This is a genomic window from Pseudomonas sp. LBUM1664 (genome assembly GCF_059695895.1).
The window spans coordinates 844,997-865,450 of sequence record NZ_CP166791.1 but is presented as its reverse complement, the minus strand read 5'-3'; the positions used below and the strand labels follow the sequence as shown (position 1 = coordinate 865,450).

General features: G+C 61.8%; 19 protein-coding genes. 14 read left to right on the top strand and 5 right to left on the bottom strand.

Annotation, left to right across the window (positions count from 1 at the left end; all coding sequences use genetic code 11):
- Positions 1–356: 356 nt before the first annotated feature.
- The 4 genes from ACA047_RS04005 to ACA047_RS03990 all read left to right on the top strand — a co-directional run bounded on the left by ACA047_RS04005 (position 357) and on the right by ACA047_RS03990 (position 3,880).
- Entirely contained in the window at positions 357–1,154 is a 798-nt protein-coding gene (locus tag ACA047_RS04005; protein WP_497356887.1) for a hydroxymethylpyrimidine/phosphomethylpyrimidine kinase, read from the top strand.
- Positions 1,155–1,171: 17 nt separating this feature from the next.
- The gene (gene thiE, locus ACA047_RS04000; protein WP_497356885.1) at positions 1,172–1,798 is read left to right on the top strand and encodes a thiamine phosphate synthase; all 627 of its coding nucleotides are present in this window, start codon (positions 1,172–1,174) and stop codon (positions 1,796–1,798) included.
- A gap of 26 nt (positions 1,799–1,824) precedes the next feature.
- The gene (gene hemL / locus ACA047_RS03995) at positions 1,825–3,108 is read left to right on the top strand and encodes a glutamate-1-semialdehyde 2,1-aminomutase (protein WP_497356883.1); all 1,284 of its coding nucleotides are present in this window, start codon (positions 1,825–1,827) and stop codon (positions 3,106–3,108) included.
- A 217-nt stretch (positions 3,109–3,325) separates the two neighbouring features.
- Positions 3,326–3,880, top strand: a complete 555-nt coding sequence (locus ACA047_RS03990; protein ID WP_497356881.1) for a tetratricopeptide repeat protein — start codon at positions 3,326–3,328, stop codon at positions 3,878–3,880.
- A gap of 138 nt (positions 3,881–4,018) precedes the next feature.
- Here ACA047_RS03990 and ACA047_RS03985 read toward each other — a convergent pair whose 3' ends face one another.
- Positions 4,019–4,348: a DUF1820 family protein gene (locus tag ACA047_RS03985; RefSeq protein ID WP_003185742.1), complete on the bottom strand. Its 330-nt coding sequence runs from the start codon at positions 4,346–4,348 to the stop codon at positions 4,019–4,021.
- 133 nt (positions 4,349–4,481) lie between these two features.
- Here ACA047_RS03985 and miaB point away from each other — a divergent pair, with 133 nt between their 5' ends.
- The 5 genes from miaB to lnt all read left to right on the top strand — a co-directional run bounded on the left by miaB (position 4,482) and on the right by lnt (position 9,907).
- Positions 4,482–5,810 carry a tRNA (N6-isopentenyl adenosine(37)-C2)-methylthiotransferase MiaB gene (gene miaB, locus ACA047_RS03980; RefSeq protein ID WP_497356879.1) on the top strand — a complete coding sequence of 443 codons (1,329 nt, stop codon included), beginning with the start codon at positions 4,482–4,484 and terminating at the stop codon, positions 5,808–5,810.
- A 204-nt stretch (positions 5,811–6,014) separates the two neighbouring features.
- Positions 6,015–7,025 (top strand): PhoH family protein, encoded by a 1,011-nt coding sequence (locus ACA047_RS03975; RefSeq protein ID WP_497356877.1) that lies wholly within the window; start codon positions 6,015–6,017, stop codon positions 7,023–7,025.
- Complete coding sequence (gene ybeY, locus ACA047_RS03970; protein WP_497356875.1) at positions 7,018–7,476, top strand: rRNA maturation RNase YbeY; 459 nt, start codon at positions 7,018–7,020, stop codon at positions 7,474–7,476. The genes ACA047_RS03975 and ybeY overlap by 8 nt, the downstream gene beginning before the upstream one ends.
- Before the next feature lie 40 nt (positions 7,477–7,516).
- Positions 7,517–8,356, top strand: coding sequence for a CorC family transporter (locus ACA047_RS03965; protein ID WP_245138152.1), 840 nt, complete (start codon positions 7,517–7,519; stop codon positions 8,354–8,356).
- Positions 8,357–8,383: 27 nt separating this feature from the next.
- Entirely contained in the window at positions 8,384–9,907 is a 1,524-nt protein-coding gene (lnt, locus tag ACA047_RS03960; protein WP_497356873.1) for an apolipoprotein N-acyltransferase, read from the top strand.
- Between the two features lie 142 nt (positions 9,908–10,049).
- Here lnt and ACA047_RS03955 read toward each other — a convergent pair whose 3' ends face one another.
- Both ACA047_RS03955 and ACA047_RS03950 read right to left on the bottom strand, forming a co-directional pair.
- A complete protein-coding gene (locus tag ACA047_RS03955; protein ID WP_497356871.1) occupies positions 10,050–10,811 on the bottom strand; it encodes a YdcF family protein in 762 nt (253 codons plus the stop codon).
- A 103-nt stretch (positions 10,812–10,914) separates the two neighbouring features.
- Entirely contained in the window at positions 10,915–11,235 is a 321-nt protein-coding gene (locus tag ACA047_RS03950) for a hypothetical protein (RefSeq protein ID WP_497356869.1), read from the bottom strand.
- A 280-nt stretch (positions 11,236–11,515) separates the two neighbouring features.
- On the opposite strand from ACA047_RS03950, the gene leuS reads away from it, so the two are divergent.
- From leuS to ACA047_RS03925, 5 genes are all read left to right on the top strand, one after another.
- Positions 11,516–14,122, top strand: coding sequence for a leucine--tRNA ligase (gene leuS / locus ACA047_RS03945; protein ID WP_497356867.1), 2,607 nt, complete (start codon positions 11,516–11,518; stop codon positions 14,120–14,122).
- 90 nt (positions 14,123–14,212) lie between these two features.
- Positions 14,213–14,818, top strand: coding sequence for an LPS-assembly lipoprotein LptE (locus tag ACA047_RS03940; protein WP_497356865.1), 606 nt, complete (start codon positions 14,213–14,215; stop codon positions 14,816–14,818).
- Between the two features lie 53 nt (positions 14,819–14,871).
- Positions 14,872–15,909, top strand: a complete 1,038-nt coding sequence (gene holA / locus ACA047_RS03935) for a DNA polymerase III subunit delta (RefSeq protein WP_497356863.1) — start codon at positions 14,872–14,874, stop codon at positions 15,907–15,909.
- Between the two features lie 179 nt (positions 15,910–16,088).
- A complete protein-coding gene (gene arfA / locus ACA047_RS03930; RefSeq protein ID WP_260958219.1) occupies positions 16,089–16,253 on the top strand; it encodes an alternative ribosome rescue factor ArfA in 165 nt (54 codons plus the stop codon).
- 72 nt (positions 16,254–16,325) lie between these two features.
- On the top strand, positions 16,326–17,648 hold the full coding sequence (locus tag ACA047_RS03925; protein ID WP_497356861.1) for a lytic murein transglycosylase: 1,323 nt from the start codon (positions 16,326–16,328) through the stop codon (positions 17,646–17,648).
- A 46-nt stretch (positions 17,649–17,694) separates the two neighbouring features.
- Here ACA047_RS03925 and ACA047_RS03920 read toward each other — a convergent pair whose 3' ends face one another.
- Both ACA047_RS03920 and lipA read right to left on the bottom strand, forming a co-directional pair.
- Positions 17,695–18,645, bottom strand: a complete 951-nt coding sequence (locus tag ACA047_RS03920) for a S66 peptidase family protein (protein WP_497356859.1) — start codon at positions 18,643–18,645, stop codon at positions 17,695–17,697.
- A gap of 786 nt (positions 18,646–19,431) precedes the next feature.
- Positions 19,432–20,454: a lipoyl synthase gene (gene lipA, locus ACA047_RS03915; RefSeq protein ID WP_497356857.1), complete on the bottom strand. Its 1,023-nt coding sequence runs from the start codon at positions 20,452–20,454 to the stop codon at positions 19,432–19,434.

Here is a 20,454-nt window from a genome sequence, read left to right as displayed (position 1 = left end):
AAACCGGCATTACCTGTTATTGGTTGGATCCATCCCTAGCATAGCCGTTGATGGCCAATTTGCACCATGGAAATTTTTCCCACAGAAGGCTCTAGGACGGGCGTCTCAGCGCCAAGCATTGAGATAGAGCTGTTGCTTTTGGTCAGAATGAAATCTTGACCGATGAATAACCGTGGCGAGGGAGCTTGCTCCCGCTCGGGCGCGAAGCGGCCGCATTTTCTTTTGGAGGCGCTTCGCACCTCAGCGGGAGCAAGCTCCCTCGCCACAACGAGCCCACCCGTGCCAGCGCAGGCACCGCACAAAACCCTCAGCGTCCAATCACCGATAAAACAGGTTTGGTGGTAAGCTCGCGCACCATGAATATCTACAGCTCTCGCCCCGTTGTCCTCTGTCTCTCCGGCCACGACCCCAGTGGTGGTGCCGGTTTGCAGGCAGATATCGAAGCCCTGCTCGCCCAGGGTTGCCATGCCGCTCCAGCCGTTACCGCGTTGACCGTACAAGACACGGTGAACGTGAGCGATTTCCGCGTGCTCGATCGGGAGTGGGTCCTGGCGCAAGCCAATGCCGTGCTCAACGATTCGCAAGTGGCGGCCGTCAAGCTGGGGATGCTCGGCTCGCTGGAAATGGTCGACACCGTGGTCGAACTGCTCCAGGCGCACCCGCACCTGCCGATGGTCTGCGACCCGGTGCTGCGCGCCGGCGGTGGCGGCCGACTGGGCAAGGATGAAGTCGGCTACGCCATGCGCGAACGCCTGCTGCCCCTGGCAATCATCGCCACTCCCAACCTGCCTGAAGCGCGCATCCTCGCTGAACTGCCCGAGGGCAGCGCCGATGAGTGCGCCGAAAAATTGCTGCCCTTCGTCAAACACCTGTTGATCACTGGTGGTCACGGCGACGAACATAAAGTCCATAATCGCCTGTACAGCCGCGACGGCCGCCGCGAAACCTTTACCTGCCAGCGCTTGCCCGGCAGCTATCATGGTTCCGGCTGCACCCTGGCCAGCGCCCTGGCCGGTCGGTTGGCTCAGGGTGAGCAGCTCGCCAGCGCGGTACAGACTGCACTGGATTACACCTGGCGCACCCTGCGCGATGCCGAACAACTGGGCAAAGGCCAGTTCGTACCGCGTCGCCTGCCGCTGGATTTCTGCTCGTAGCACCGGAGGCCTGTGGAATGAAATTACGTGGCCTTTACGCCATCACCGATAGCCAGTTGCTGGCTGGCAAATTTCTCGCCTATGTAGAAGCAGCGCTGGAAGGTGGCGTCACCCTGCTGCAATACCGCGATAAAAGCAGCGACGAGGCCCGACGCCTGCGAGAAGCCGAAGCGTTGCGCAACCTGTGCGAGCGCTACAAGACCCCACTGATCATCAACGACGACGCCGAACTGGCCGCGCGCCTGGGCGTCGGCGTACACCTGGGCCAGACCGATGGCCCGCTAGCGCCGGTACGGGCACTGCTCGGGCGCAAGGCGATCATCGGCTCCACCTGCCACGCCAGCCTGGCATTGGCCGAACAAGCCGCCGCCGAAGGCGCCAGCTACGTCGCATTTGGGCGGTTCTTCAATTCCAACACCAAGCCCGGCGCGCCCAGCGCAAACCTTGAACTGCTCGAACAGGCCCGTATCAAACTGCATATTCCGGTGTGCGCCATCGGCGGTATCACCCTGGAAAACGCCGCCCCGCTGGTGGCCCACGGTGTCGACCTGCTGGCCGTGGTCCACGGCCTGTTCGGCGCCGACAGCACCGGGGAAGTGACGCGCCGCGCTCGCGCCTTCAACGATCTGCTGCAGATCAAATAGTCCATTTCCGATTTCGAGAGCCCACCATGTCCCGTTCCGAAACCCTGTTTGCCAACGCCCAGAAACACATCCCCGGCGGCGTGAATTCCCCCGTTCGTGCGTTCAAGAGCGTCGGCGGCACCCCGCTGTTCTTCAAACACGCCGAAGGCGCGTACGTGACGGACGAAGACGATAAGCGCTATGTCGATTACGTCGGTTCGTGGGGCCCGATGATCCTGGGTCACAGCCATCCGGACGTACTGGATGCGGTGCGCAAACAGCTGGTACACGGCCTGTCCTACGGCGCCCCGACCGCGATGGAAACCGAGATGGCGGACCTGGTCTGCTCGATCGTGCCGTCGATGGAGATGGTGCGCATGGTCAGCTCCGGCACCGAGGCAACCATGAGCGCGATCCGCCTGGCGCGGGGTTTCACCGGTCGCGACAGCATCATCAAGTTCGAAGGCTGCTATCACGGCCACTCCGACAGCCTGCTGGTCAAGGCCGGCTCCGGCGCACTGACCCAGGGCGTGCCGAGCTCGGCTGGCGTACCGGCGGCGTTCGCCAAACACACGCTGACCCTGCCGTTCAACGACCTTGAAGCAGTCGAGAAGATGCTCGGTGAAGTCGGTCGGGAAGTGGCCTGCATCATCGTCGAACCGGTGGCCGGCAACATGAACTGCGTACCACCGGCACCGGGCTTCCTCGAAGGCCTGCGCAGCCTGTGCGACCAGCATGGCGTGGTGTTGATTTTCGACGAAGTGATGACCGGCTTTCGCGTGGCCCTCGGTGGCGCCCAAGCCCATTACGGTGTGACGCCGGACCTGAGCACCTTCGGCAAGATTATCGGCGGCGGCATGCCGGTGGGCTGCTTCGGCGGCAAACGCGCCATCATGGAATGCATCGCGCCGCTGGGCCCGGTCTACCAGGCTGGCACGCTGTCGGGCAACCCGCTGGCCATGGCCGCAGGCCTGACCACGCTGCGCCTGATCAGCCGCCCGGGCTTTCACGCCGAGCTGACCGACTACACCACCCGCCTGCTCGACGGCTTGCAAGTGCGTGCCGACGCGGCCGGCATTCCGTTCGTGACCACCCAGGCCGGCGGTATGTTCGGCCTGTATTTCAGTGGTGCCGATGACATCGTGACCTTCGAAGACGTGATGGCCAGCGACGCCGACCGGTTCAAGCGCTTCTTCCACCTGATGCTCGACGGCGGCGTGTACCTGGCGCCGAGTGCGTTCGAGGCCGGCTTCACCTCCATCGCCCATGGCGAGGCCGAGCTGAAGATCACCCTCGACGCCGCCGAGCGGGCCTTCGCTGCGCTGAAGTAAGCGTGTGGATCACTGACGCTGGCTGACGCCGGCGTCAGTGATTGCCGACAACCTCCGCGCCTTTTCCTACGTATTTACCCATGAAGCAGCCGTTGGCGTTCACTCGCAGCAGAAAAACGAGTAAAGACTTTGTAAGGATGGCCCTGCTTATTTCATAATGCGCGCTTATTGGATCCCCCGGAGGGTCCGCGCGCCCCTCAGAGGTAAGTCGATTCCCATGAACCGCACCGGCCGCACCCTTGCCCTGGGCTGCCTGTTGCTCCTTCAGCCCCTGCTCGCGAATGCACAGGCAGGCGGCAACTCGTTGTTGATCCCGGCGCTGGGCCGTTGCACGCTCAACACCCAGCCACAAGATCTCGCACCGGCACTCGACGCCTGTCAAAAAGCGGCGGACGCAGGCGATGCACAGGCGCAATACGAGTTGGGCGAGTTCTATTACGACGGCAAGGCTGCGCCGCGCGACCTCAAGCTAGCCCTCGACTATTTCGAAAAAGCCTCGCTGCAAGGCCATGCCCAGGCGCAATTCAAGCTCGGCGGCATGTTCTTTCATGGCGAAGGCGTGCCGGCCAATAATGTTCAGGCTTATATCGTCTTGAAGATGGCTGCGGTCAACGGCGCCGAAGACGCCCTGGACACCGCTGACGAAGTTGCCGAGCAGATGCCCCGCGAAGAGCTGGAAGTGGCGACCCAGGTGCTGGGGCAGATCTTCCGCAAATACCTGATGGAATTGCAGAACGCCGATGGGCGCACGCCCTTTTCGCCACTGCCCTGAGTTCACCCCGGGACTTGTGGCTAGGAACTTATTGTGGCGAGGGAGCTTGCTCCCGCTGGGCTGCGAAGCAGCCCCATAAATCTTGGGAGCGCTGCGCACTCCAGCGGGAGCAAGCTCCCTCGCCACAAGAGCTACATGTTACTTCTCAGGCATCGGCATCGGAAATGGCATCACATTGCCAACCGCGCCGCGGGCTTCGCTGATTTTCGGGGTGCCCAGGCGTTCGACTTCGTCGATACGCACGATCGAATGCATCGGCACGAAGCTGCGCACTACGCCTTCGAACTGCGCCTTGAGCTTTTCTTCGCTCGGATCGACGACCACTTGCGTGCGCTCGCCAAAGACGAATTCTTCCACTTCCAGGAAGCCCCACAGATCACTTTGATAGATCTGCTTGGCGTACATTTCGAACACCTGGCCCTGGTTGAGGAAAATCACCTTGTAGATTGGAGCTTCACGTTTGGTCATGGCTGGCGAAACACATCGGAGGGTAAAAATAAGGGCGCAAACTATAGCATAGCCACTGCTCGCGCAGCGGTAGGAACCCAGGGACTTGTTCCCTATAATGCGCGGTTCTTTGAATCACGTGAGACCGAGGTCCATGGCCAAGAAGCTTTACATCGAAACCCACGGTTGCCAAATGAACGAGTACGACAGCTCGCGCATGGTCGATCTGCTGGGTGCACACCAGGCCCTGGAAGTCACCGCCCGCGCCGAAGACGCGGACGTGATCCTGCTCAACACCTGCTCGATCCGCGAACGCGCCCAGGACCGGGTGTACTCCCAGCTAGGCCGCTGGCGTGAACTGAAGCTGGCCAACCCGGAAATGGTCATCGCCGTGGGCGGTTGCGTGGCCAGCCAGGAAGGTGCGGCCATTCGTGATCGCGCGCCCTATGTGGATGTGGTCTTCGGCCCGCAGACCCTGCACCGCCTGCCCGAGATGATCGACGCCGCGCGCATCACCAAACTGCCGCAAGTGGACGTTTCGTTCCCGGAAATCGAAAAATTCGACCACCTGCCCGAACCACGCATCGACGGCCCGAGCGCCTACGTGTCGGTGATGGAGGGGTGCAGCAAGTACTGCACGTTCTGCGTGGTGCCCTACACCCGTGGCGAAGAAGTCAGCCGGCCGTTTGACGACGTGATTGCCGAAATCATCCACCTGGCGGAAAACGGCGTGCGCGAAGTGACGCTGCTGGGACAGAACGTCAACGGCTATCGCGGCCTGACCCATGACGGGCGCCTGGCGGACCTCGCCGAACTGATCCGTGTCGTGGCGGCTGTCGACGGCATCGACCGCATTCGCTACACCACTTCGCACCCGCTGGAGTTCTCCGACAGCCTGATCCAGGCCCATGCCGAGGTCCCTGAGCTGGTCAAGCACCTGCACCTGCCGGTGCAATCGGGTTCCGACCGGATCCTGGCCGCCATGAAGCGCAACCACACGGCGCTGGAGTACAAATCCAAGCTGCGCAAGTTGCGCGCGGCGGTCCCGGGGATCTGCATCAGTTCGGACTTTATCGTGGGTTTTCCCGGCGAAACCGAGAAAGATTTCCAGCAGACCATGAAGCTGATCGAGGACGTGGGTTTCGACTTCTCCTATTCGTTCGTCTACAGCCCTCGCCCCGGCACCCCGGCGGCTGACCTGGCGGACGACACGGCTGAAGAAGTGAAAAAGGAACGGCTCAACGCCTTGCAACATCGCTTGAACCAGCAAGGTTTCGAGATCAGCCGACAAATGGTCGGTTCCGTCCAGCGGATTCTGGTGACCGATTACTCGAAAAAAGACCCAGGCGAGTTGCAGGGACGGACCGAAAACAACCGCATCGTCAACTTCCGCTGCGACACCCCGGCCCTGATTGGCCAGTTCGCCGACGTGCACATCGACGCCGCGCAACCGCACTCCCTGCGCGGTTCGCTGGTCCAGTAGCAACTCTGTTCACTGTGAGAGCAGAACTTGTGGGAGCAAGGCTTGCCCGCGATACAGGTGCCTCAATTCTTGAGAAACCGAGTTGTATTCATCGCGGGCAAGCCTTGCTCCCACAAGATTGCCCCGTTTAAGAGCTTTCGCACCCAGCTTCCTGGCGTTATCCTTGGTTTCATCTTAATTGCCCCAGGGCGGCTAAAAACGACCTTGAACGCACCCATCGAACCACATCGCTTTATTCTCGAGCCCTTTGAGGCTCGCCGCTTCGCCAATCTGTGCGGGCAATTCGACGAGCACCTGCGCTTGATCGAACAGCGCCTGGCCATCGAGATCCGCAACCGCGGAAACCAGTTCGAACTGATCGGCGAACCCAAACACACCTCCTCAGCAGAAAACCTGCTGCGCCGTCTCTACCGGGAAACCAAGGGGAGCGAGCTGTCGCCGGATACTGTCCACCTGTTCCTGCAGGAGTCGGCTGTCGAAGAACTCGACAACCACGCGCCCTCGGAACCTGCCGTGGCCCTGCGCACGAAGAAAGGCATGATTCGCCCTCGCGGCTTGAATCAGCAGCGCTACGTGAAGGAAATCCTGGCCAACGACATCAACTTCGGCATCGGCCCGGCCGGCACCGGCAAGACTTACCTGGCCGTGGCCTGCGCCGTCGATGCGCTGGAGCGCGAACAAGTGCGGCGCATCCTGCTGGTGCGTCCGGCGGTCGAAGCGGGTGAAAAACTCGGCTTCCTGCCTGGCGACCTGGCCCAGAAGATCGACCCGTACCTGCGCCCGCTCTATGACGCGCTGTACGAAATGCTCGGCTTCGAATATGTCGCCAAACTGATCGAACGCCAGGTCATCGAGGTCGCACCGCTGGCGTACATGCGCGGTCGTACACTGAACAACAGCTTCATCATCCTCGACGAAAGCCAGAACACCACGGTCGAGCAGATGAAAATGTTCCTGACCCGGATCGGCTTCGGCTCCACCGCCGTTATCACCGGGGACATTACCCAAGTCGATTTGCCCAAGGGCACCAAATCCGGCCTGAACCATGTGATCCAGGTGCTCAAGGACGTCCCAGGCATCAGTTTCACGCATTTCATGCCCAAGGACGTCGTGCGCCATCCATTGGTGCAACGCATTGTCGAAGCCTACGAGCGCTTCGAGAATCGCGAGGATGAAGACATGCCCGCAAGCAAAGGCAACCGCCACAATGCTTGAACTCGACCTGCAACTGGCCAGCGAGCACGCCGTCCCCAGTGAAGCCCAGTTCCGTCAATGGTGCGAGCTGGCCCTGCGCCAGCGCAGTGCCGACTCGGAGCTGACGATCCGCCTGGTGGAGGAGCCCGAAGGCCGCGAACTGAACCACACCTGGCGGCAGAAAGACTACGCCACCAATGTGCTCTCGTTCCCCGCCGACGTGCCGGATGAACTGCTCGACATCCCGCTGCTGGGCGACCTGGTGATCTGCGTCCCGGTGGTGGAACGTGAAGCCGCCGAACAAGGCAAGCCCCCTGAGGCCCACTGGGCCCATCTGGTCATTCACGGCTGTTTGCATCTGCTTGGTTACGACCATATAGAAGATGACGAAGCCGAAGAAATGGAAGCACTGGAACGAACGTTGCTTGCAGAGCTGGGTCATCCCGATCCCTACGCCGGCGACGAAGACTGATACATCAACCTGTAACAACAAAGGATTCAGAGTAATCGCTATGAGCGAAGATCGATCGAGCAACGGGCATAAGTCATGGCTGGGCAAGCTCACCCAGGCTTTTGCCCATGAGCCGAAAAACCGCCAGGAGCTGCTGGAGCTGCTGCGCGATGCACACCAGAACAAATTGCTGGACAGCGAAGCGCTGGCCATCGTCGAGGGCGCCATCCAGGTCGCTGACCTGCAAGTGCGGGACATCATGGTCCCGCGCTCGCAGATGGTCAGCATCAAGGCGACCCAGACACCCCGCGAATTCCTGCCCGCCGTGGTCGACTCGGCTCACTCGCGCTACCCGGTCGTCGGCGAGAGCCATGACGACGTCATGGGCGTGCTGCTGGCCAAGGATCTGCTGCCGCTGATCCTTCAGGAAAACGGCGACAGCTTCAACATCAAGGATTTGCTGCGTCCGGCCACCTTCGTGCCCGAGTCCAAGCGCCTGAACGTGCTGCTGCGTGAGTTCCGCGCCAACCATAACCACATGGCCATCGTCATCGACGAATACGGCGGTGTGGCCGGGCTGGTCACCATCGAGGACGTGCTCGAGCAGATCGTCGGCGACATTGAAGACGAGCACGACGTCGAGGAAGACAGCTACATCAAGCCCCTGCCCAGCGGCGATTTCCTGATCAAGGCCTTGACGCCGATCGAGAATTTCAACGAATTCTTCGACAGCCAATTCTCCGACGATGAGTTCGATACCGTCGGCGGCCTGGTGATGAGTGCTTTCGGGCACTTGCCCAAACGCAACGAAACCACGGAAATCGGCTCCTGGCGCTTCCGCATCCTGAATGCCGACAGCCGTCGGATTCACTTGCTGCGCCTGTCACCCATTGCCCGATAAACCCTTCGAGACCCGCTAAGGATACAAATGCGCTGGATAACCCGCCCCGGCTGGCCCGGTAACCTGCTGGCCGTGGTGGCCGGTGCGATCACCACCCTGGCCCTGGCGCCGTTCAATGTCTGGCCGCTGGCACTGCTGGCGGTGGGGTTGTTCTACGCCGGCCTGCGCGAGCTTTCGCCTCGCCAGGCCCTGGGCCGTGGCTGGTGCTTCGGTTTTGGCCTGTTTGGCGCCGGCACCAGTTGGATCTACGTCAGCATCCATAACTTCGGCGGCGCCTCGGTGCTGCTCGCCGGGCTGTTGATGCTGCTGTTTGTCGCTGCCATCGCCTGGTTCTTCGCCCTGCCTGCCTGGTTGTGGGCCCGTTGGCTGCGTCGTAACGAGGCCCCACTGGCCGACGCCTTGGCTTTCGCGGCGCTGTGGCTGGGCCAGGAAGCCTTTCGAGGCTGGTTCCTCACCGGGTTCCCGTGGCTTTATTCCGGTTACAGCCAGCTCGACGGCCCGCTGGCCGGCCTCGCGCCGCTGGGCGGGATGTGGCTGATTTCCTTCACCCTGGCCCTGACCGCCGCGCTGCTGTACAACGCGCCCCGGTTGATCCGCACCGGGCGTAAAGGTTTTATCGCGGCGGGAGTGGTGCTGCTGGCGGGCCCATGGGTGGTCGGCATGGCACTCAAGGGCCATGCCTGGACCAGCCCCTCGGGCGACCCGCTGAGCGTCGCGGCGATTCAGGGCAACATCGAACAAAGCATGAAATGGGACCCGGAGCAGCTCAACGCGCAATTGGCGCTGTACCGCGACATGAGCTTTGCTTCCAAACGCGTTGACCTGCTGATCTGGCCAGAAACTGCGGTCCCGGTGCTCAAGGAGTCAGCCCAGGGCTACCTGGACATGATGGGCAGCTTCGCCGCCGATCGGCATTCGGCGTTGATCACCGGCGTACCCATTCGCCAGTTGGTGCGCCATGAAAAGCGTTACTTCAACGGCATCACCGTGGCCGGTGAAGGTGACGGTACTTACCTGAAGCAAAAACTCGTGCCGTTCGGCGAGTACGTGCCGTTGCAGGACCTCTTGCGTGGTTTGATCGCGTTCTTCGACTTGCCCATGTCGGACTTCGCCCGGGGCCCGGCCGACCAGCCGTTGTTGCAGGCCAAGGGTTACCAGATCGCGCCGTTCATCTGTTATGAAGTGGTGTACCCGGAGTTTGCCGCCAGCCTCTCGGCTCGCAGCGACTTGCTGCTGACCATCAGCAATGACACCTGGTTCGGCACCTCGATCGGCCCGTTGCAGCACCTGCAAATGGCGCAGATGCGCGCCCTGGAAGCCGGTCGCTGGATGATCCGCGCCACCAACAACGGCGTGACCGGCCTGATCAACCCCTTCGGCCAGATCACCACCCAAATCCCGCAATTCGAACGCGGCATCCTGTACGGCGAAGTGGTGCCGATGCACGACCTGACGCCGTACCTGCAATGGCGCTCGTGGCCGCTGATCATTTTGTGCGTGTTATTGCTGGGTTGGGCGTTGGTAGCGAGCCGGATGGCCAAGACGGTCTAAGGCCCTTTGGCAACCCCCTGTGGCGAGGGAGCTTGCTCCCGCTGGGGCGCGCAGCGGCCCTGTTTTTTTGGGGTCTGCTGCGCAGCCCAGCGGGAGCAAGCTCCCTCGCCACAACTGCGTTCATTGCGAACATTTCGTGCTTTCAGCGGTAAAACAACCAATACCCCACCCGCCCCACCGCTTCGTTCATCAACTGCCCGGACTGCCAGATCGACTTGAACTCCGGCATCCAGCCGCCAAACGGCCGGGCATTGTCTTGCCCCAGAAAGCCCATCGGTGCCGGCACCACTTCAAATCCTGACCGTTCGAAACTCGAGACCGCCCGTGGCATGTGCCACGCGTGGGTCACCACCACGACCCGTCGGATACCTGCCGGCAGCAGGATTTCGGCGCTCATCCGGGCGTTTTCCCAGGTCGTGCGGCTGCGTTCTTCCTGCCAGCGTACGGTCACGCCGAAATCGTCCTGCATCGCATCGGCCATCAGCCTCGCTTCACTGGGTGGGGTACCGTAGTGCAAGCCACCCGAGGTCAGCACCGGCAAACCGGAAACCTTGGCCAGTCGCGCCGCATAACGCTGGCGCTCCAGCCCAATGCCGGTGGGCTGGTCGGTGCCCCAGGCCGGGTCACCGCGCTCGCGGCCCGAGCCGAGCACCACGATGGCGTCGGCATGCTGGGCCAGGGTCGCCCATTCGCTACGTGGCAACGGCGGTTCACGCTCCAATGCCTTGGCCCCCCATTGCACCACCACGGGCAGGCTCATCAACCAGAAACCGCCAAGCCCCACGAAAAAACACACGCGGGCCAGGCGCGGTCGGGAGTTGCGCCACCACCAGGCAAGCGCCAGCAGCAGCAACAGAATGCCGGGCGGCAATAGAAGTTGTTTGATGAAATAGCGAAACGGCATCGGGCATCTCCTTAGATGCCCGAAGCCTAGGTGGGTTGACGCAAAGCGACAACAGATTCGAAAAAACCCCGAATCAAAAAAAGCGACACGCGTGAATCCGGCTTTACTTGAACTGCAGTGACCGGATCTTTACAGCATCCTTGTCAGGCGTCCGGTCCTTGAGCCACACAACCTTGGCCGAACGGGGCGCATCGAGACGCTTGAGTACCTGAGCCCCACTGGTGGGGGCTTGGTGTCCGACCTGTTCGAGGTAAGCCTCGACCAGTTCGAACTCTGCGGGGCTCAAACCGCGCAGCTCCAGCTCTGCCGGGCGCTCATCACGCAAGCGTCCGGCGGTTCTTGCAGCGTCCAGGGCTACCCCGAGACGATCGATCAGTTTTTCGTATAACTCAGGCGTACTTACTTTTCGTTGTGATTCAACCATCCCTCACCTCATTGAAGATAAGACTCACTCCCCATTGAGAAGCTTAGCTTCGTTAAGCAAACCGGCAGGACGCCGCGACAAACGGCCCCGGCCAGTGGGCAACAGTACCCCGGCACGCAATCAGGGTTTCCCTCGGCAGAGCGCGGTCATGTATGCTACGGCGCTTCCTGTAACTCCACTTCCAGCTCCGCTGGGCATCGAAAACGCCGCATACGGCGTTGTCTGCGTCCAGCCTGGCAACGAAGAGGATTGGGCCACCCCATTCAGTACAAAAGTAGCCATGCACGAACACTACCAACCCCGTGAAATCGAAGCCGCCGCCCAGTCGTTCTGGGACGAGCAAAAGTCTTTTGAAGTCAGTGAACAGCCAGGCAAGGAGACCTTCTACTGCCTGTCGATGTTCCCTTACCCCAGCGGCAAGCTACACATGGGGCATGTGCGCAACTACACCATCGGCGACGTGATCTCCCGCTATCAGCGCATGCAAGGCAAGAACGTCCTGCAACCCATGGGTTGGGACGCCTTCGGCATGCCGGCGGAAAACGCCGCGATGAAGAACAACGTAGCCCCCGCCAAGTGGACCTACGAAAACATCGCCTACATGAAAACCCAGCTGCGCAGCCTGGGCCTGGCGGTGGACTGGTCCCGCGAAGTCACCACCTGCAAGCCTGACTACTACCGCTGGGAACAATGGCTGTTCACCCGCCTGTTCGAAAAAGGCGTGATCTACCGCAAGAACGGCACGGTGAACTGGGACCCGGTGGACCAGACCGTACTGGCCAACGAGCAAGTGATCGACGGTCGCGGCTGGCGCTCCGGCGCGCTGATCGAAAAACGCGAAATCCCGATGTACTACTTCAAGATCACCGCCTACGCGGATGAGCTTCTGGAGAGCCTCGACGAACTGACCGGCTGGCCTGAGCAGGTCAAGACCATGCAGCGCAACTGGATCGGCAAGTCCCGGGGCATGGAAGTGCAGTTCCCGTACGACGTCGCCTCCATTGGCGAAGCCGGCAACCTGAAGGTCTTCACTACCCGTCCGGACACGCTGATGGGCGCCACTTATGTCGCCGTGGCCGCCGAGCATCCATTGGCGGCCCTGGCCGCACAGAACAACCCCCAGCTGCAGGCTTTCATTGCCGAATGCAAGGGCGGCAGCGTCGCCGAAGCCGATGTCGCCACGCAAGAGAAGAAAGGCCTGCCGACGTCGCTGTTCGTCGAACACCCGCTCACCGGCAAGAAACTCCCGGTGTGGGTCGCCAACTACGTACTGATGCACTACGGCGATGGCGCTGTAATGGCAGTGCCAGCCCACGACGAGCGCGATTTCGAATTCGCCCACAAGTACAACCTGCCGGTCAAAACCGTGGTGCGTACCAGCGCCGGTGACCAGACGCCGGCGCCGTGGCAAGACGCCTACGGCGAACACGGCGAGCTGATCAACTCCGGCGAGTTCAACGGCCTGGACTTCGCCGGCGCGTTCGACGCCATCGAAGTGGCCCTGATCAAGAAGAACCTCGGTGCCTCCCGCACCCAGTTCCGCCTGCGGGACTGGGGCATCAGCCGCCAGCGCTACTGGGGTTGCCCGATCCCGATCGTGCACTGCGACACCTGCGGTGACGTACCGGTGCCGGAAGATCAACTGCCTGTGGTGCTGCCGGAAGACGTCGTACCCGACGGCGCCGGTTCGCCCCTGGCGCGCATGCCCGAGTTCTATGAGTGCAGCTGCCCGAAATGCGGTGCACCGGCCAAGCGTGAAACCGACACCATGGACACCTTCGTCGAGTCCTCGTGGTATTACGCCCGCTACGCCTCGCCACACTATGAAGGCGGCCTGGTGGAAAAATCCGCGGCTGACCACTGGTTGCCGGTGGATCAGTATATTGGCGGCATCGAACACGCCATTCTCCACCTGCTCTACGCACGCTTCTTCCACAAGCTGATGCGCGACGAAGGCCTGGTGAGTTCCAACGAGCCGTTCAAGAACCTGCTGACCCAGGGCATGGTGGTCGCCGAGACTTACTATCGTCGCGAAGCCAACGGTGCCTACACCTGGTTCAACCCGGCCGACGTCGAGCTCGAACGCGACAGCAAAGCCAAGGTTATCAGCGCCAAGCTGATCGCAGACGGCCTGCCGGTGGAAATCGGTGGCACCGAGAAGATGGCCAAGTCGAAGAACAACGGCGTCGACCCACAGTCGATGATTGACCAGTTCGGCGCAGACACCTGCCGCCTGTTCATGATGTTCGCCTCGCCACCTGACATGAGCGCCGAATGGTCCGACTCGGGCGTCGAGGGCTCGCACCGTTTCCTCAAGCGCGTCTGGCGTCTGGCTCAAGCCCACGTCACACAGGGCCTGCCGGGCAAACTGGACGTCGCCAGCCTGAACGACGAGCAAAAAGCCATTCGCCGCTCGATCCACCTGGCCATCAAGCAGGCCAGCCATGACGTCGGCCAGAACCACAAATTCAACACCGCCATCGCCCAAGTGATGACACTGATGAATGTCCTGGAAAAAGCCGCGCAAGGCACCGAACAGGATCGCGCACTGGTTCACGAAGGCCTGGAAGCCGTGACGCTGCTGCTGGCTCCGATCACTCCGCACATCAGCCACGCGCTGTGGAATCAGCTGGGTCACGCTGACCCGGTGATTGACGCCCGTTGGCCGGTGGTGGACGAAACCGCGCTGGTGCAGGACAGCCTGACCCTGGTCATCCAGGTCAATGGCAAGCTGCGCGGCCAGATCGAAATGCCAGCCACCGCCACTCGCGAAGAAGTCGAAGCTGCTGCACGGATCAATGAAAACGTGTTGCGCTTCGTCGATGGCCTGACGATTCGCAAAGTGATCGTCGTGCCCGGCAAACTGGTCAACATCGTCGCAAGCTAATTGGATCGGGCGCCCGGCCATGGGCCTGGCGCCGAATTTAACCTGCGGGGTCGCACTGTCGGCCCATAGGGTTTCAAGGGGAGCAACAAGATGATCAAACGTAATTTGCTGGTAATGGGCCTGGCGGTCCTGTTGAGCGCCTGCGGCTTCCAGCTGCGCGGCACCGGCACCACCGACCTGGCTATCACGGAGCTGGACCTCAGCGCACGCGACGCTTACGGCGCCACCGTGAAAATGCTGCGCGAAACGCTGATAAGCAGCGGTGTGAAGGTCTACACCGGAGCGCCCTACAAGCTGGTACTGACCAGCGAACAGCAAAGCCAGCGCAGCCTGAGCTATGCCGGTGCCGGCCGTTCGGCCGAGTACGAACTGACCAACGTGCTGAACTATGAGATCCGCGGTCAGAACAACCTGTCGCTGCTGGAAGACAAGCTCCAGGTGCAGAAGGTCTACCTGCACGATGGCAACAACATCACCGGCTCCGACCAGGAGTCGATCCAGGTGAGTGCCGAAATGCGTCGTGACCTGGTGCAACGCATGATGCTGCGCCTGCAGCAACTGACCCCAACCCGGTTGGAACAGCTGCAACAGACTGCCGACGCCCGTGCCAAGGCCGACGCCGACGCGCTGGAAGCGGCACGCAAGGCTGAAGCGGAAACCCCGCGACAGTCGCCGATGCAAATCCCGGCTGAATAAGCCTTGCGGGGCGCTCCGGCGCCCCGCTCGCCTTCGCTTATGAACTGTATTTTATGAAGCTGGCCCCCGCTCAACTCGGCAAACACCTGCAAGGCGCCCTCGCGCCGGTCTACATCATCAGTGGCGATGACCCGCTGCTGTGCCAGGAAGCCGCCGACGCCATCCGCTCTGCCGCCCGCCAGCAAGGCTTCGACGAACGCCAGGTGTTCGCCGCCGACGCCAGTTTCGACTGGGGCACGCTGCTGCAGGCTGGGGCGAGCATGTCGCTGTTTGCCGAAAAACGCCTGCTGGAACTGCGCCTACCGTCCGGAAAACCCGGCGACAAAGGCGCTGCCGCCCTGATCGAATATTGCTCACGGCCGGCCGAAGACACGGTACTGCTCATCAGTTTGCCAAAACTCGACGGCAGCGCGCAGAAGACCAAATGGGGCAAAGCCCTGGTCGAAGGCCCGCAGACCCAGTTCGTGCAGATCTGGCCGGTGGGCGTCAGCCAACTGCCCAACTGGATCCGCCAGCGCCTGTCCCAGGCTGGCCTGTCAGCCAACCAGGACGCCGTGGAGCTGATTGCCGCGCGGGTCGAAGGCAACCTGCTGGCCGCCGCCCAGGAAATCGAAAAGCTCAAGCTGATGGCCGAGGGTGGGCAGATCACCGTGGAAACGGTACAGGCCGCCGTGGCCGACAGTGCGCGCTTCGATGTCTTCGGGCTGACCGATGCGATCCTCAACGGCGAAGCCGCCCACGCCCTGCGCATGCTTGAAGGCCTGCGGGGCGAAGGCGTCGAGCCACCTGTGATCCTCTGGGCCCTGGCCCGGGAGTTGCGCTTGCTGGCTAACCTGTCGCTGCAATACAGCCAGGGCGTACCGTTGGACAAAGCCTTCAGCCAGGCTCGCCCGCCCGTGTGGGACAAACGCAAACCGCTGATGAGCAAGGCGCTGCAACGCTATTCGGCACCGCGCTGGGCGCAATTGCTGTTAGAGGCCCAGCGCATCGATGCGCAAATCAAGGGTCAGGCAGCCGGCTCGCCGTGGATGAGCCTGAGCCGGTTGACACTGTTGATGGCCGGCCAGCGGCTGGCGTTGCCTGCTGAATAAAAGATCGCAGCCTCCGGCAGCTCCTGCAATGGAAATGCATACCTCTGTAGGAGCTGCCGAAGGCTGCGATCTTTTCCGCTCTTGATCCTACAAATATCACCTCCATTTACCCTATAGACAGCCCCCCGACTCTGCCCCATGATTTGCCCCGCAAAACCTACCCCACGAGAGATCCGACCATGAGCAAAAAGCCATCCAAGCATGGCCCCAACAAGGCCAAATCCATCATCGCCCAGCCCTTGTTCCGTAGCCGTCAGGAACGACCCACCAAGGGCAAAGGCAGCTACCGCCGCGAAGCCTTCCAGTCTGACAACTGGGAGGCTTCTTGCTTTCTGGCAGCTTGAAACACCCGGACAAGCCCTACCCCCCTTTCGCATGATAAGGTCAGCACCTGATTTGTATTTCTGGATCCGTGCATGCCCTTTTGTCTTTCTCGTCGTTGGCCGCTGCGCCAATTGATTATTGCCGCAAGCGTCGCCCTGCTTGTCGCCTGCGCCGAAAAACCCACCGCCGCCGACGCTCAACCACTCCAGACCGCCCCTGTCGTCGCCGCTCCGGCCATCGTGCCGCCCGTGGTGCCAACGGGTGAAGACCTGGCCATTGCGCCCACCCAGACCTTCGCCGAATGGCAGGCCGGGTTTCGCAAGGAAGCGCTCGCCGCCGGGATCCGTGCCGACCTGTTCGATCGCGCCTTTATCGGCGTGAGCCCGGACATGAGTGTGATCAAGGCCGATCGCAGCCAGCCGGAATTCACCCGGCCGGTGTGGGAATACCTCGATGGCGCATTGTCGCCGCTGCGGGTACGTAAAGGTCAGGCGCTGATCGACCAGTATGCTGAGATCCTGCAAAGCATCGAACAACGCTACGGCGTCGATCGCCAGGCTTTGGTCGCGGTATGGGGCATGGAAAGCAACTTCGGTCAGTTCCAGGGCACCAAGTCGGTGATCAATTCCCTGGCAACCCTGGCCTATGAAGGACGGCGCCCAGGCTTTGCCCACGCGCAACTGATCGCCGCGCTGCAAATCCTGCAACAGGGCGATATCGCACCGGAAAAAATGCTCGGCTCCTGGGCCGGCGCCATGGGCCAGACCCAGTTCATTCCCACCACCTACAACACCCATGCGGTGGATTTCGACGGCGACGGTCGCCGCGACATCTGGGGCAGCGCCACCGACGCCCTAGCCTCGACTGCACACTACCTGCAAAGCTCTGGCTGGCAACGCGGCCAGCCGTGGGGCTTCGAGGTGCGGCTCAAAGAAGGGTTCAACTACCCCTTGGCCGATGGCGCAACCCGCAAGCCCGTCTCCGAATGGCTGCAACTGGGTGTCAGCCTGCCCAACGGCAGCCAGGTTCCGGCCGGTGCCGAACACTTGTCGGCGGCCCTGCTGCTGCCGGCCGGCTATCGCGGCCCGGCGTTCCTGGTGCTCGACAACTTCCGCGCCATCCTCAAGTACAACAACTCTTCGTCTTACGCATTGGCGGTGAGCCTGCTCTCAGAGCGCTTCGCCGGCGCGGGGCTGATCGACGGCCAATGGCCCAAGGACGACCTGCCCCTGAGTCGCAGCGAACGCATCGAACTGCAGACGCTGCTTGGCAAGCATAACTACGATGCGGGCAACCCCGACGGCATCATCGGCGCCAACACCCGCAAGGCAATCCGCAGCGCCCAGCAGTCGTTCGGCTGGCCGGCGGACGGGTATCCGACGCATCAGTTGTTGGAAGGGTTGCGTAGCCGCTGAATCGCCGCATGGCTGAAGACGCTATCGCGAGCAGGCGATAAATAATCTAGCGCTTGACCACCACATCCTGCTCCAACACCAGCGTCTTCTCCCCCGCATCCAGCCTGACCAACGCTCCCATGGGCAACGTCAGGTTCGGGTCGCAGTGCCCGCTGCGCCACCCGGCAAGCACCGGGATACGCAGCGGCTCGAAGGTCTGCTTGAGTAGCCGCTCCAGCGCAACGCTGTCCACCCCTGCGATATCCCCCACCAGCACCCCGCGCAATTTCGCCAGGATGCCCGCCAGATGCAGGTGGGTCAGCAGCCGGTCGATGCGATACAACGGCTCGTTGATGTCTTCAATGAACAGGATCACACCCTCGGCGTCGATCTGATAGGGCGTGCCAAGTGTGGCCGCAATCATCGACAGATTACCCCCCAGCAAACGCCCATGGGCAATGCCAGGCTCGACGGTGGTCAAGGGATAAGCTGCGGGATGACTCAGCACGCTGCCCGCTTTCAACTGCCCACGCAGCAGGCTGAAAAACGAGGTGACCGTCGGTGGCTCCTTGTCGCCCAAGAGATCAGCATTGAGCAGCGGCCCGTGAAAGGTGACAAAGCCTGCGTAACGGCTGATGGCCAGGTGCACGGCGGTGATGTCGCTGTAGCCAACGAACGGTTTGGCGTTGCTGCGCAAGAGATCGAAATCGATGCGATCCAGCAGACGCGGCGTGCCGTAGCCACCGCGCAGGCAAATGATGGCATCGACCTCAGGGTCGGCGAAGGCCGCATGCAGATCGTTGAGCCGCACTTCATCGCTGCCGGCGAGGTAGCCGTCCTGTTCATAGACACCGGGGAACACCCGTAGACCGTAGCCACGGGCGCGCATCCACTGTATGGCCGTGTCCGTGTCCAGCGCGGCAGGGCCGGCGGGCGCGATCACAGCGATCAGCCCTTCGGACGGTAGCGCCGGAACCGGTTGATGCGGATAAAGGATGTGGGTGGGTCGAGCGGTCATCCAATGGATCTCCCGGTTTTGAAGTCGTGCTTACGTGTGTATATCCGTTGCTGCGGTAACGGCCACTTAGGGTTCCGCCCTTACGGCGGCTCACTTTTGGAAGAGCGCCAAAAGTAACCAAAAACGCTCTGCCCCACCACTCGGCACCTCGCTTAGGCTCGGTGTGCCCTCACTCCGACATCGCTCCGTGGGCCGCCGCGAAGGGCCATCCATGGCCCAGCGCGGCTATCCCGGCATCCATGCCGGGATGCCCACTGCGCAATGCCTGCGTTCGGCCAGCGTGGTTTAACGGGGCGCCCAGATCAAGATCAAGATCCAAAGCAAAGCAAAGCAAAGCAAAGCAAAGCAAAGCAAGAGCGGGGCACTTCCAGTATCTATGTAGCTGAACCACCGCTATCGCGAGCAGGCTCGCTCCCACAGGACGAACGCGCTCACATCAAACCAGGCCGGCTGTCAGGCCGCCTCGCTTTTGATTTTTATCTTGGGCGCCCCGTTAACCACGATGGCTGAACGCAGGCGTTGGTTCGTGGGTAACCCGGCATGGATGCCGGGATAGCCGCGCTGGGCCATGGATGGCCCTTCGCAGCGGGCCCACGAACCAATGCCGGAGTGAAGGCATGCCGAGCCTAGGCGAGGCACCGAGTGGTGGGGCAAGAGCGTTTTGCTTACTTTTGCGCTCTTCAAAAGTGAGCCGCCGTAAGGGCGGAACCCTAAGTAGCCGTTACCGCAGCAACGGATATACACACCGCCCCCTGTCCCACCGCCCCCCAAAATCCCACCGCTAAATCAGGCCCCCAACAACTCAGCCTTAACCAGCTTCGCCTGCTCATCAGCATGATACGAAGAACGCACCAACGGCCCGGAAGCAACGTTCTTGAAGCCCATCTTGTACCCTTCCTCGGCGAACCAGGCAAAGGTATCCGGATGCACAAAACGCTGCACCGGCAGGTGACTACGCGAAGGTTGCAGGTACTGGCCCAAGGTCAGCATGTCGATGTCGTGTTCGCGCATGCGCTTCATGACTTCGATGACTTCCTCGTCGGTTTCGCCCAGGCCCAGCATCAGGCCGGACTTGGTCGGAATGTGCGGCATCATCTGCTTGAAGCGTTGCAGCAGGGTCAGCGACCACTGGTAGTCCGAACCCGGACGCGCGGCCTTATACAGGCGCGGCACGGTTTCCAGGTTGTGGTTGAACACATCCGGCGGCTCGGCAGCGGTGATTTCCAGGGCGATGTCCATGCGGCCGCGGTAGTCCGGCACCAGGGTTTCCAGCTGCACGTTCGGCGACAGTTTGCGGATCTCGCGGATGCAGTCGGCAAAGTGCTGGGCACCGCCGTCACGCAGGTCGTCGCGGTCCACCGAGGTGATGACGACATACTTGAGTTTCAGGTCGGCGATGGCGATGGCCAGGCTCTCTGGCTCGTTCGCGTCCAGTGGCTTCGGACGGCCGTGGCCGACGTCACAGAATGGGCAGCGACGGGTGCAGATGTCGCCCATGATCATGAACGTGGCGGTGCCGCCGGAGAAGCATTCGCCCAGGTTCGGGCAGGACGCTTCTTCGCAGACGCTGTGCAGCTTGTGTTTGCGCAGCAGGGCCTTGATACGGTCGACTTCCGGGGAAACCGGGATGCGCACGCGGATCCAGTCGGGTTTCTTCGGCAGTTCGGTGGTCGGGATGATCTTGACCGGGATGCGTGCAACCTTCTCGGCGCCGCGTAGCTTGACGCCGGCCTCTACCTTGGCACGCGGGGCCGGACGCTCGGTAACATCCAGCGTCGGGATCATGGTTTGCACTGCATCAGTAGTCAT

Excerpts from the sequence above, each read along its gene's own strand:
- ACA047_RS04005 (WP_497356887.1), top strand. The coding sequence starts at position 357 with ATGAATATCTACAGCTCTCGCCCCGTTGTCCTCTGTCTCTCCGGCCAC.
- thiE (WP_497356885.1), top strand. The coding sequence starts at position 1,172 with ATGAAATTACGTGGCCTTTACGCCATCACCGATAGCCAGTTGCTGGCT.
- hemL (WP_497356883.1), top strand. The coding sequence starts at position 1,825 with ATGTCCCGTTCCGAAACCCTGTTTGCCAACGCCCAGAAACACATCCCC.
- ACA047_RS03990 (WP_497356881.1), top strand. The coding sequence starts at position 3,326 with ATGAACCGCACCGGCCGCACCCTTGCCCTGGGCTGCCTGTTGCTCCTT.
- ACA047_RS03985 (WP_003185742.1), bottom strand. The coding sequence starts at position 4,348 with ATGACCAAACGTGAAGCTCCAATCTACAAGGTGATTTTCCTCAACCAG.
- miaB (WP_497356879.1), top strand. The coding sequence starts at position 4,482 with ATGGCCAAGAAGCTTTACATCGAAACCCACGGTTGCCAAATGAACGAG.
- ybeY (WP_497356875.1), top strand. The coding sequence starts at position 7,018 with ATGCTTGAACTCGACCTGCAACTGGCCAGCGAGCACGCCGTCCCCAGT.
- ACA047_RS03965 (WP_245138152.1), top strand. The coding sequence starts at position 7,517 with ATGAGCGAAGATCGATCGAGCAACGGGCATAAGTCATGGCTGGGCAAG.
- lnt (WP_497356873.1), top strand. The coding sequence starts at position 8,384 with ATGCGCTGGATAACCCGCCCCGGCTGGCCCGGTAACCTGCTGGCCGTG.
- ACA047_RS03955 (WP_497356871.1), bottom strand. The coding sequence starts at position 10,811 with ATGCCGTTTCGCTATTTCATCAAACAACTTCTATTGCCGCCCGGCATT.
- ACA047_RS03950 (WP_497356869.1), bottom strand. The coding sequence starts at position 11,235 with ATGGTTGAATCACAACGAAAAGTAAGTACGCCTGAGTTATACGAAAAA.
- leuS (WP_497356867.1), top strand. The coding sequence starts at position 11,516 with ATGCACGAACACTACCAACCCCGTGAAATCGAAGCCGCCGCCCAGTCG.
- ACA047_RS03940 (WP_497356865.1), top strand. The coding sequence starts at position 14,213 with ATGATCAAACGTAATTTGCTGGTAATGGGCCTGGCGGTCCTGTTGAGC.
- holA (WP_497356863.1), top strand. The coding sequence starts at position 14,872 with ATGAAGCTGGCCCCCGCTCAACTCGGCAAACACCTGCAAGGCGCCCTC.
- arfA (WP_260958219.1), top strand. The coding sequence starts at position 16,089 with ATGAGCAAAAAGCCATCCAAGCATGGCCCCAACAAGGCCAAATCCATC.
- ACA047_RS03925 (WP_497356861.1), top strand. The coding sequence starts at position 16,326 with ATGCCCTTTTGTCTTTCTCGTCGTTGGCCGCTGCGCCAATTGATTATT.
- ACA047_RS03920 (WP_497356859.1), bottom strand. The coding sequence starts at position 18,645 with ATGACCGCTCGACCCACCCACATCCTTTATCCGCATCAACCGGTTCCG.
- lipA (WP_497356857.1), bottom strand. The coding sequence starts at position 20,454 with ATGACTACTGATGCAGTGCAAACCATGATCCCGACGCTGGATGTTACC.